This window comes from Vagococcus carniphilus (genome assembly GCF_014397115.1).
Lineage (GTDB): Bacteria > Bacillota > Bacilli > Lactobacillales > Vagococcaceae > Vagococcus > Vagococcus carniphilus.
Genome location: NZ_CP060720.1, coordinates 1,049,857 through 1,062,314, shown reverse-complemented (window position 1 = coordinate 1,062,314; position 12,458 = coordinate 1,049,857). Strand labels below are relative to the sequence as shown.

Below are 12,458 nucleotides of genomic sequence, written 5' to 3'. Positions count from 1 at the left end.
GTTCTTATCACTAAGAACAAGTGAAACTTTTCTTCCTTTTTATTTCTCTAAGAAAAACTCAAATCTTTCTCCAACGTACTGACTTCTAACATACTCAAAAGGAACGCCATCTTCAAAATAAGAAATTTGGCTGACTTTTAAAATAGCTTCTCCACGTTTAATATCCATAAAATGAGCAATTTTTTCAGAAGCAATAACTGCTGAAATACGTTGAGAAGATTTACCAATCGTATTTTTACCTTCTTCTGCTATTGCCTTATAAAGCGAAGTAGTGATTTGCTCTTTATCAAAATTAGAAACTAAATGATAAGGAATACTTGCCACTTCAAAACAAATCGGTACGTCATCAGCGTAACGAATTCTCTCCATCTTTAAAATATCTTCTTTTTCAGTTAAGTTCAAACGTTCCATTTCACTTGAACTTGGTTTCGTAACAAAATAAGAAATAGTTTTACTCGAAGGAATCTGCCCTTGCGACTTTATAATATCTGAAAAACTAGTTGTACCAAGCATTGTTTCTTGGACTTTTTTTCTTGCAACATATGTCCCGGAACCAATTTTACGCTCTAAAATCCCCTCATCTGCTAATGTTTGAATAGCCTGACGTAAAGTCATTCGACTAACATTAAAGGTTTCCGATAATTCTCTTTCAGATGGCAAACGATCTCCAACATGCCACTTACCTTCTTCAATCTCTGATTTAATTTGATCATGAATTTTTAAATATACGGGTAATTTAGACGCCATTTTCCAGCACATCCTTCTTTTTTTCTTTAACATATTATAACTGGTATAGACAAAGGATACAACTAGATTCTTTTATTCAAGAACTATTTTCTAAATTTGTACAGTTTCACTCATGTTTTTTTCTGCAGTAGCTAATAGGAGCCTAATACGATTTAATTGGTTTACGACTGAAACACCCGGGTCATAATCAATCGCTGAAATATTAGCCATTGGGTATTGATGACGTAATTCTTTCATAACTCCTTTTCCAACCACATGGTTTGGTAAACAGCCAAACGGTTGCATACAAATTATATTTAAGACATCATTATTCAATAGATCAATCATTTCACCTGTTAAGAACCAGCCTTCACCTGTATGATTCCCAATCGATAAAATCTTGCTCGCGTCATCGGCTAATTTATCAATAGGTGTGATACCAGAAAATCGTTCGGAAGCTATTAATGCTTGATTCATTGGTTTTTCACAGTACTCTATCAATTTAATCGCAAATTCAGCTAACCATTTAGATTTTTTACTAAAACCTAAATTTTCGTATTTCCAAATGTTATTGTAAAGTGAATAATTCATAAATCCTATAATACCCGGAACAACAGCCTCTGCTCCTTCACTTTCTAAAATACCTACCACATCATTATTTGCTGTTGGAGAATACTTAACAAGAATCTCACCAACAACTCCTACTTTAGGTTTTTGAATATCTTTTAGAGGTATTCTATCAAAATCAGCAACAATCTGTTTCATGTTTTTTTTGAATAATCTAAAAGAGCCAATTTCAACGCTATGGGTTACCTTTTTAATCCATTCATCATGAAGTTCATTTACAGAGCCTATCACATCTTCATAAGGACGAGTTCGATAAACAACTTTTTCAAATAAATCTCCATATAAAAAGGCAATAGCTACTTTTTTCATTAATGGAATACTCATCTTAAAGCCAGGATTTGATTCAACTCCTTGATTACCTAAAGAAATTGAAACAACTGGTACTTGATCAAATCCAGCATCAACTAACGCTTTTCTAAGTAATGGAATATAATTGGTTGCTCGACACCCACCACCTGTTTGAGTCAACATGACACTAGTATTATTAACATCGTATTCACCAGACTGAAGTGCTTCAATTAATTGGCCAATTGATATAATTGCAGGATAACAGGCATCGTTATTCACGTATTTCAAACCTATATCAATTGCTTTTTTATCTTCACTAGGTAAACAGACTACATTGTATCCTGATGCTTTTAGAGCTACATCAACTAACCCTTCTTGATGAATAGGGCTAAGCATCGGAAGAAGCAGTGTATGTTTTTTTCTCATATCTTTTGTGAAAACTACTTTTTCTGTTTCTTCTATTTTTTTCATTGGAACAACATGATTTTTTTCTCGTTCTTTAATCGCTGCTTTCAACGAACGAAGTCTAATCCTAACAGCTCCTAAATTTGACCCTTCATCAATTTTTAAAACAGTATAAATTCGACCATATTGAGCCATAATTTCTTCGACTTGATCCGTTGTAACTGCATCTAATCCACACCCGAATGAATTTAGTTGAACTAACTCCAAATTAGGCATTTTAGCGACAACTCTAGCTGCTCCGTATAATCTTGAATGATAAACCCATTGATTCACAACTCGTAAATTTTTAACATCTCCTAAATGACAAATACTATCTTCTGTTAAGACATGGAATCCTTCTTGAGTGATAATATTAGCAATTCCATGGTTTACTTCTGGATCAATGTGATAAGGTCGTCCGGATAAAACAATTCCCTTTTGATTATTTTTTTGCATTTTCTCAAGAACTTTTTCACCGCGTTTTTGAATATCTTTTTTAAAAGAATCTAGTTCATCATAACCATGTAAGACTGCTTTTTTTATCTCTTCTTGAGAAAAATTAAAGTCACTAAAACAGTCTTGAAGTTGAGACACGACAGAATCACTATCTGCTAAATTCAAATATGGATTACGGTAATCAACTTTACCTTCTCTGATAATATCCATATTATTTTTTATAACATCTGAATAACTTTGAACAATCGGACAATTAAAATGATTATCTGCCGAAGCATCTTCAATTCTTTCAAAAACGACACCAGGATAAAAAATAATACCTACTTTTTCTTCAATTAAAGCTTCTATGTGTCCATGAGTTAACTTAGCTGGATAACAAACCGTATCACTTGGTATGGTCTCAATTCCTTTTTCATAAAGTTCTTTATCTGATTTAGGAGATAGAACCACTTTAAATCCTAAATCAGTAAAAATGGTATGCCATAAAGGATAATTTTCATACATATTTAAAACTCTTGGAATGCCAATTGTTCCATTTTTAGCCTCTTCTTCTTTCAATGGACGATATTTAAACAAACGACGGTATTTATACTCAACTAAATTTTCACGACGCTCTGCTTTCGTAATTTTTTGCTGAGCTCCTCTTTCACATCTATTTCCTGTAATAAATTTCCGACCATCAGAAAAAAGAGTTACTGTTAATAAACAATTATTTTCGCATAATCCGCAATGACTAAACTCTTTTTTTGATTCTAAAGCTTTCATCTCAGACGCACTTAATAACTCACTTTCTTTTTCATCTAAAGAATATTCATCTAAAGCAATCAAAGCAGCCCCGTACGCTCCCATTAAACCTGCAATATTAGGTCTAATAACTTCTCTACCACTAATCAATTCAAATGCTCTTAAAACAGATTCATTATAAAAAGTTCCACCTTGGCAGACAATAATTTCGCCTAAATCATCCGACTGTTTCATTTTTATCACTTTATATAAAGCATTTTTAATCACTGAATAAGCTAATCCCGCAGAAATATCTCCAGGAGTCGCTCCTTCTTTTTGAACTTGTCTTACTTTTGAATTCATAAAAACAGTACAACGAGAACCTAAATCAACAGGAGTTCCAGATTCCAACGCCGCTTGGGCAAAATCTTCCACATTATAGTTTAAACTTTTAGCAAATGTTTCGATAAAAGAACCACAACCAGATGAACAGGCTTCATTTAATTGGATAGAAGATAAAGCACCATCTTTAACTGTCATGGCTTTCATATCTTGTCCGCCAATATCTAAAATGAAATCAACGCCTGGTGCAAAATAATCTGCCGCTTTATAATGGGCCATTGTTTCAACTTCACCAATATCAACCTTTAAGCCATGCTTAATTAAATGTTCACCGTATCCTGTAACAGCTGATTTAGCAACATAACAATCCTTTTGCATCATTTCATAAACCTTCATTAAAACATTAACAGTTGTCTCAAGAGGTTGTCCTTCATTATTCCCGTAAAAACTATATAATAATTGAGACTCATCTCCTATAACAACTACTTTCGTTGTTGTAGAACCTGCATCAATCCCGATAAATACGGGGCCATGATAGTCAGCTAAATTAAATTCTTTTAAAGTTGCTTTTTCGTGCCTTTTTCTAAAAGCTTGTAACTCTTCTTCATCTTTAAATAACTCAGGTAACGCATCAGCCATACCTAAAGATTGTTTCTTAGAGTGTTTCAAACTATCGATTAACTCATCAATTGTAATAGTTGCTTCATTTTTTATTGATAGTGCTGCTCCTAAAGCAACAAATAACTGTGAATTATCTGGAAAAATAACTTGCTCTTCTTTTAATTCAAGTGTTTCAACAAATCGATTTCTAAGTTCACTCATGAAAAATAAAGGACCACCCAGTAAAGCGACATTTCCTTTTATTTTTCGACCAGAAGCTAGCCCTGCTATTGTTTGATTCACAACAGCTTGATAAACACTAGCGGCAATATCTTCTTTTCTTGCCCCTTCATTAATTAACGGTTGAATATCTGTCTTAGCAAAAACACCACATCTTGAAGCAATTGGATAAATCGTATGATGATTTTTAGCTAGTTCATTCAAACCATTAGCATCTGTCTTTAGTAAACTTGCCATTTGGTCAATAAAAGCACCTGTTCCTCCAGCACAACTTCCGTTCATTCGTTGTTCCAATGATCCTTCAAAAAAAGTGATTTTAGCATCTTCTCCGCCTAATTCAATGGCAACATCAGTTTCTGGTATTATCTCCTCTACTGCTTTAGTTCCTGCAATAACTTCTTGGATAAACGGAATTTCAAGTAAGTCTGATAATCCCATCCCACCAGATCCTGTAATCATGAACTGCATTGAATGATCTGTACCTACTCTATCCTTCATTTCAAAAAGGACATCTAAAGTTGCTTGTTTCACATCAGAAAAATGCCTTTGATAAGTTGAATAAATCAATTCATTCTGATGATTTAACACCACACATTTGACAGTTGTTGAACCTACATCGATTCCTACACGTAATATCATTTGTTACTCAGTCCTTTTTTTAATCCAACACCTTGTTGATTATCTTACAAAGTGTTTGATATACTATATAGTATATTTTATGCTTAATAAGAATTATTTCAATCATCAATCTTGAGTTATTTGTGATTTAAGCAACAAATGAATCCATTTTGTTGTTTTGGATAGGAGGTTTTTGGATGAAAAAACAAGATTTACGTGTTATTAGAACAAAAAAAATGATAGTAGATGCCTTTTTAACTTTAGTTGACCAAAAAGGATATGAGGCTATCACCATTCAAGATATTGCTGATAAGGCAATGATCAATCGAGCAACATTTTATGCTCATTTTAAAGATAAGCCTGATTTGTATGATTTTGTAATGGAGTTTGCCATTTCAAATTTGAGTGTTATTTTAGATGCTGATAAATTTAACAAGTCTCAATTCATTCATATCAAATCAATCGAAAAAACATTAACCGAAGTTTTTGTTTTAATTAAAGAAAAGCAGAATTTCTTTAAAATCCTTACAGAAGGCAGTTCCAGTGAATTATTCAGAAAAAAAATTGCAGAAGTATTATCAACCATGTATGAAGAAACTTTCTCAAAATTAAGAATTACTGAAAATGAAATCGAAGTTCCTATTAGTTTTATCATTGAATATATGACCTCTATTTTTATTGGTACTGTTCATTGGTGGGTAACTACTGATTCCGATTTTGAACCAAGTCATATGGCACGTCTTGTGATTAAATTGGTTGGAAATGGACATCTAACAGTTTTAGGAATTGATGTCATGGAATAAAAAAATACCTAAAATCATTTTAGTTATGATTTTAGGTGTTTTTTTTATTGTCCATAGTAAGCATTCTTACCATGCTTTCTTAAATAGTGCTTATCTAACAAGTAACTTGGAATAGAAGAAATTCTTTGATTAATTAGCTCAGTTTCCTTAGCCATCAAACAAACTTCATCCAATATCAAACTATTTTCTACTGCTTTTAATGGTGTCTCCCCCCATGTAAAGGGACCATGACCACTCACTAAAACTCCTGGTACCTCCTCAGGCTTTATCTTTCTATCAAGAAAAGTTTCAATAATCACATTTCCAGTATTTTCTTCATAGTCATTTCGTACTTCATTTTCTGTTAATTGTCTAGTACATGGAACAGAACCGTAAAAAGTATCAGCATGTGTCGTACCATATGCTTTTAAATCAAAACCTGATTGTGCCCACATGACTGCATTCGTCGAGTGAGTATGAACTACCGCATTAACTGTTTCAAAATTTTTATACAATACGACATGCGTTGCTAAATCTGAAGAAGCTTTTAAACTGTCTTTTTCAACTAAATTTCCTTTCAAATCTGTCACTACCATTTGATCTTTTGTCATATCTTTATAAGGAACTCCACTCGGTTTAATAACAATAACACCTAATTCTCTATTAATTTCGCTAACATTTCCCCAAGTTAATTTTACTAAATCTAAGTTAGGTAACTCCATATTAGCTTCATAAACTCTTTGTTTCATCTCTTCTATAACATCAGCTCTAGACATGATAACCCACCTTTCTCAATTTAGGAATCAAATAATCTTTAGCTTTTTTTATTTCAAGTTCAAAGTCTTCTGCCTTTTCACTCCACATTTCAATTAAAAATGTACCATCATAACCTAGTCGATAGAGTGTACGTAACGTTCCTTCAAAATCAACACACCCTTCTCCAAAAGGAACATCTCTAAATTGACCTTCACTTGTTTTAGTTACAGGTAATGTGTCCTTTAAATGGATAGAAGTTATAGCATCAATCCCAAGTTCAATCTCTTGAGAAGGATTATTTTCAGACCATGCGGATAAATTTCCCAAGTCTGGATATACTTGTAAGAAAGGCGAAGGTATTTGTTTTTTTATCTCTAAAAATTTCTGTATAGAATTCATAAATGGGTCATCCATTATTTCAATCGATAAAATAATGCCGTATTCAGATGCCTTTTTGACACCTTTTATTAATCCATCGATAAACCTTTCCCTCGAAAGCATACTTTTTTCTTCATAATAAACATCATATCCAGCAATTTGAATGATTGTTATCCCTAATTGATGAGCTAATTCTATTGCTTTATTTAATATAATTTCGGCTTGCTTTCTTTTCTCTAGATTATTTGAGCCAAAAGGAAATCTTCTATGCCCACTCAGACAAATTGAGTTAATTCGAACTCCTTCTACCTGACAACAAGTTCTGATTTTTTTTATTTCATCCTGTGACATATCAAGTCTAGCTAGACGTTCATCTGTCTCATCAATAGACATCTCAATAAAATCAAATCCCATCTTTTTAGTTAATCGAAGTCTTTCCTCCCAACTTATTTCTTTCGGCAATGCTTTTTCGTAAATACCAATTTGTGGCATTATCACTCACCCCAAATTCGAACTATTTCATTTTTGAAATCATTAGCTGCCTGTACAGGATCCTTTGCAGCTGTTATACCTCTTCCAGTAATAAACGTATAAACATCAATTCCTTCAAACAATTTTAGCGTCTCAACATTTAATCCACCTGTCACAGAAACATTAAACCCTAATTCAATTAATTTTTTTACTTTTGTTAAATCTTTTTCTCCCCAAGTTTCACCTGATAATAAAGCATCTCTACTTTGATGGTAAATGGCCTGTTTAATTCCGATCGCTCTCCATGACTCTGCTTGTTCAAATGTCCAATCACCATATAATTCAACTTGCAGCTCTTCTACTTCTTTTTTTGCAGCTTCCATTGTTGGAAGTGTCGCACAACAAATAACTGTCATCCAGTCTGCTCCAGCATCTGCTACATTTTTAGCAACTGTTCCCCCTGCATCTGCACATTTAGTATCTGCAACTATTTTTTTTTCAGGAAATATTTCTTTAATACATCGAATTGCTTGATTACCTTCTTGTAAACATAATATAGTTCCTACTTCTAAAATATCAACAATGTCACCTACTTTAGTAACATTCGCTAGAGCAGATTCCAACGTATTGTGATCAAGAGCAATTTGTAAATTCGGACGTGTCATATTTATTCTCCTTACTTATTTAGTTTTTATGCGTTCATATAAGTTTGTTTCTGTAAATTTTTCTCCAATTTCTTTATGAGACATAACATTTTTTATACCAACAACAGTTACACCTTTTTTAATAGCTTGATCAAACATACCTAAAAAATTAACTGGAGTGAAAACAACATCGTATTGTGTTGCTGAGCTTTTTCCTTCTGAAATTGAACAATGATGTATTTTAGTAATTGGAATATTCAATTCCTTCATCGCTTTTTCTGTACTTCTCATCATCATCAAACTTGTTCCTGATCCATTCGCACATGATATTAATATTCTCATTATAAAATCCTCCTAAAATTATTTTTATTTACTAAATTTTTCTTGATAAGCTTCATAATCATCTACAATTAAAAAATATCCATCCGGATTTTTTCGATATTGCAATTGGGGAATAACCAATAACACAACGACGACGACAGCTATTCCAACGACACCTAAAATTTTCATTATAATAGCAAATCCTGGCCAAACTGTTGCCCAGTCAAACATACCTAGGTATCCTCCGTATTTGGACAAACCTATCCAAGAAGCAAACAAAGCTGAACCTCCTACTTGAATAATTCCAGATAAGAAAGGGAATAGGCAAGCGGCTTTAACTCCACCTCTATTATTTGCGAAAACCGCAATAACAGCATTATCAAAGAATAATGGAATAAATCCAGCAATTACGATAGTTGGTGATTTCATAAGTATCAATAAACCAATCATCAAGAATTGACCTAATGAACCAAAAAGAAAACCAATTGTTACTGCATTTGGCGAACCAAATCCAAATGTTGCTGCAACATCAATTCCTGGTACTGCTCCAGGAAGAATTGTATTTGAAATTCCTTGGAAAGATTGTGTTAACTCATCTACGAATGTTCTAACTCCCAATTGTAGAATTGCTAAGTAAACTGCAAAATTTAAAGAAGTCGTCATTATATAAAATAAGAAACTTTGACCTTCTTGCATAAATTCAGCCTGAATTAAATAATCTTGACCTAAGACAAGTAAAATTATTCCAAAGAAGAATAACATTAGTAATGAAGTCGCTACCATATTTTCATTAAACATAGATAAAAAGCCAGGTAATTCAATATCTTCTAGTTTTTTAGACTCATTCTTTGCTTTTCCTTTTTTCTCATCTCTTTTTTTCATCCATTCTGATAATTTTGCAAATAGATAAACACCAAACATTTGTTGATGTGCTATAGCAAAACCAGCACCTTCAGTTAAGTCTTGAGTAATATCTACTGTTAAATTAGAACCGACTGCCCAGTAACAACCTAATACTAATCCCATTGCAATTAAAACTTCTATTCTTCCAAACTCTGGAAAACAGAAAAGAAAAATCCAAAAAGCTGTTGCTGCTTGCTGTACTTGAACATTACCTGTTGTAAAAACAGCTCTCAACTTGGTATATTTTTGAAATCTTACTAATAGAATATTCATAATAAAGGCTATCAATAAAAGGATCATAACATCCCCAAACGTTCTTCCAAACGTTTCCATTAATCCAGCATCTACCGCATTTTGTCCGAAGTAAGGATCTGTCACCATTGCATCTAAGTTAAATCTTTCCTTTAGTCCAACTAATATAGGTCGAAAATTATTAACTAATCCACCTGATCCAACAGTTAAGATAAAATAGCCAACTGTTGCTTTTAAAAATCCAGCAATACATTCATGAATTGGCCTTTTTAGTAAAACATATCCAAGTAATACAATAAATCCAATTAAATAAGCAGGTTGAGTTAGAATATTACTTGCAAAATAAGACCAAATTCCCATTAAAAAATCACCCATCATTTTTTCTCCTTTTTAATTAGTATATTTTTCCATGACTTCAATATATTCTTCCAGTGAATTAGTTCTAACAAGATCTTCTATCAACCCTTCTGTCATTAAGAGCTCTGATAAATTTTGAATGTTCTCCATATGTTCTTCTGAATTTTTTGCGGCCAAAGTAAAAAATAAAACAGCTTTTTTTTCCTCAGTTGGATCATCAAATACAATCTCACTCTTCATTTTAGTAAATGAAATAGCTGTCCCGAAAACGCCTTCACTTTTTTCCGAAGAATGAGGCATAGCGACTTCTGGAACGATAACGATATATGGTCCATGTTCCTTAACACAAGCAATAATCTCATCGATATAACTTTGATTGATTATTTCTTTTTTTAGTAATACTTGACAACTCTCACTGATGGCTTCTTGCCAATCAGTGATGTCCTTATCTAAATAATTTATTAGATCATTTTCAAAAAAATATTTAAGCATATTGATTTCTCCTTTTTTATAAGAATGATGGGAATGGAGTGTCGTTTTCTATTGAAAAAGCATCATCAAATCCTCTATAAAAATTGAATTCCATATCATCTTTATTTGTAGGATAAGTAAACTTACCTCCTACTTGCCAAATATAAGGTTTAAAGCTATATTTCAAACGATCTTTTTTCATTTTCCAAAGTTCTGTAATTTCTTTAGGATCTGCCATAAAGTTAGACCAAATATCATAATGTACTGGAATAACTACATTTGTATTCAGCGCTTCAGCCATTCTTAACATATCTATAGAAGTTACTTTATCCGTAATTCCTCTTGGGTTTTCACCATAAGCTCCTAAACAAACATCTACTTGATATTTATTACCATGTTCTGCAAACTTATTACAATAATGTGAATCCCCTGCATGGTAAATATTTCCACCAGATGTACAGAATAAGTAATTAACAGCTATTAAATCCATATCTTGTGGTAATTTATCTTTTAAGCTTTCTTCTGGATTATCCCAAGTAACTAAAGCTGTTCTATCAAATGCTTCTAAAGCAACAATTTCAACATCTTTTATTTTTACTTTGTCTCCTGGTTTAACGACAATTGTTTTTTCCTCTGGAACTCCCCAAGATAACCAAGTTTTAACGACTTCTTTTGGACCAACAAATTTAGCTTCCGGACAGTTTCTATTAACAGCTGCTGCAGTATTAATATCCAAATGGTCTGAATGTATATGAGTTACCACTAGAGCATCCACATGTTTAATTTCAAACGGATCAATCACGAATGGCTGTGTTCTTAAATTAGGTTGCATTTTTTGTACACCACTCATTCTCATCATCTGGTGACCTTTTTTCATTAAGCCTGTTCCATGAGTTCTTTTACCAGAACCACACCATAAATCACAAAGTATATTAGTATTTTCATGAGATTTGATCCATATGCCTGTACAACCTAACCACCACATTGAAACAGTTCCTTCTGAGACTTGTTCACTTTCTATTTCTTCATTTAGCCAAGTTCCCCACTCTGGAAATACCGATTGAACCCATTTCTCTTTCGTAATATCATTAATATGGTTTGACATGTTTCATTCCTCCGTGTTATTTATTTTCTATAGTTCACATTCTAAACGTAAAAAAATCATTTGAAAACCCTTTTTTACGATCGTTTGAACTTTATATGAGTGTTTTAGTTTTTATTTAGTCATTTATGCTATTATTAGTTCATAAAAGAATAAAGGAGAAGACTTATGAAAAATTCTATTGATGTGATCAATCAAAGAATGACAAATATATTATCACTTTTACAAGAAAAGGGGCAACTAACTACTGATGAATTATCATCCTTATTAAATGTCTCAATAAGCACAATCAGACGAGATCTTATCGTTCTTGAAGAAAAAAACAGTATTATCAGAAAACACGGCTACTGTTTATATAATTTTAAAAATACTGAAGACTTTGATGCTTCTGGTCCTGAAAGAATCAAAGAAATGATTGGAGCAGAAGCCTCTAAGCTCATTAAAAATAGCGATTCAGTTTTCGTCAACACAAGCTCAACTGCTTTATGTGCTATAAAACACACATCTGCAACTAATTTAACTATTATTTCCAACAACTTAAAACTTTCAACTTTAAAAATGAATCCTCAATCTTCTTATATTTTAACTGGAGGAGAATTGCGTTTCCCAAAAGAAGCTTTGGTTGGAGATATTGCCTTTAATACAATCAATGAAACTAACGCTGATATTTGTATTATTGGCTGTTCTGGTGTCGATATTAATAACGGTGTCACAACAAAAATTTTAAATGAAGCTAAATTAAATAAAGCAATGATTGAGCAAACAACATCAACAAGAGTTTTAGTCGCTGATCATCGTAAAATAGGTTTAACTTCTAAATTTAAAATTTCTGATGTTAATATGTTTGATTATCTTATTACCGATGAATATTGTTCAAAAAAATTACTAAATGAATATAAAAAATTAGGTATCAAGGTTATTCAAGTTAACAGTATCTAAAAAGAGGTTAGGAAAAAA

11 protein-coding genes are annotated in these 12,458 nt (G+C 32.4%); 2 read left to right on the top strand and 9 right to left on the bottom strand.

Annotated elements, in window-relative coordinates:
* Positions 1-39: 39 nt before the first annotated feature.
* A complete protein-coding gene (locus H9L18_RS05320; protein ID WP_126794131.1) occupies positions 40-747 on the bottom strand; it encodes a GntR family transcriptional regulator in 708 nt (235 codons plus the stop codon).
* 90 nt (positions 748-837) lie between these two features.
* On the bottom strand, positions 838-5,085 hold the full coding sequence (locus H9L18_RS05315; protein ID WP_126794134.1) for a 2-hydroxyacyl-CoA dehydratase: 4,248 nt from the start codon (positions 5,083-5,085) through the stop codon (positions 838-840).
* Between the two features lie 176 nt (positions 5,086-5,261).
* On the opposite strand from H9L18_RS05315, the gene H9L18_RS05310 reads away from it, so the two are divergent.
* Entirely contained in the window at positions 5,262-5,867 is a 606-nt protein-coding gene (locus tag H9L18_RS05310) for a TetR/AcrR family transcriptional regulator (protein WP_126794137.1), read from the top strand.
* 44 nt (positions 5,868-5,911) lie between these two features.
* Here the strand turns inward: H9L18_RS05310 and araD are convergent, their stop codons facing one another.
* From araD to ulaG, 7 genes are read right to left on the bottom strand one after another with little or no spacing between them, the layout of a single operon-like run.
* The gene (gene araD, locus H9L18_RS05305; RefSeq protein ID WP_126794140.1) at positions 5,912-6,622 is read right to left on the bottom strand and encodes an L-ribulose-5-phosphate 4-epimerase AraD; all 711 of its coding nucleotides are present in this window, start codon (positions 6,620-6,622) and stop codon (positions 5,912-5,914) included.
* A complete protein-coding gene (locus H9L18_RS05300; protein WP_126794143.1) occupies positions 6,615-7,472 on the bottom strand; it encodes an L-ribulose-5-phosphate 3-epimerase in 858 nt (285 codons plus the stop codon). Before H9L18_RS05300 ends, araD begins: the two co-directional genes overlap by 8 nt.
* A 2-nt stretch (positions 7,473-7,474) precedes the next feature.
* Positions 7,475-8,116, bottom strand: a complete 642-nt coding sequence (locus H9L18_RS05295) for a 3-keto-L-gulonate-6-phosphate decarboxylase UlaD (protein ID WP_126794146.1) — start codon at positions 8,114-8,116, stop codon at positions 7,475-7,477.
* A 15-nt stretch (positions 8,117-8,131) separates the two neighbouring features.
* Positions 8,132-8,437 (bottom strand): PTS sugar transporter subunit IIB, encoded by a 306-nt coding sequence (locus H9L18_RS05290; protein WP_126794149.1) that lies wholly within the window; start codon positions 8,435-8,437, stop codon positions 8,132-8,134.
* Positions 8,438-8,461: 24 nt separating this feature from the next.
* Positions 8,462-9,946: a PTS ascorbate transporter subunit IIC gene (ulaA, locus tag H9L18_RS05285; RefSeq protein ID WP_126794152.1), complete on the bottom strand. Its 1,485-nt coding sequence runs from the start codon at positions 9,944-9,946 to the stop codon at positions 8,462-8,464.
* Between the two features lie 15 nt (positions 9,947-9,961).
* Positions 9,962-10,420, bottom strand: a complete 459-nt coding sequence (locus tag H9L18_RS05280; protein WP_126794155.1) for a PTS sugar transporter subunit IIA — start codon at positions 10,418-10,420, stop codon at positions 9,962-9,964.
* Positions 10,421-10,436: 16 nt separating this feature from the next.
* Entirely contained in the window at positions 10,437-11,504 is a 1,068-nt protein-coding gene (ulaG, locus tag H9L18_RS05275; RefSeq protein WP_126794158.1) for an L-ascorbate 6-phosphate lactonase, read from the bottom strand.
* 165 nt (positions 11,505-11,669) lie between these two features.
* Between ulaG and H9L18_RS05270 the strand changes: the two genes are divergently transcribed.
* The gene (locus H9L18_RS05270) at positions 11,670-12,440 is read left to right on the top strand and encodes a DeoR/GlpR family DNA-binding transcription regulator (RefSeq protein ID WP_126794160.1); all 771 of its coding nucleotides are present in this window, start codon (positions 11,670-11,672) and stop codon (positions 12,438-12,440) included.
* The last annotated feature ends 18 nt before the right edge of the window (positions 12,441-12,458 follow it).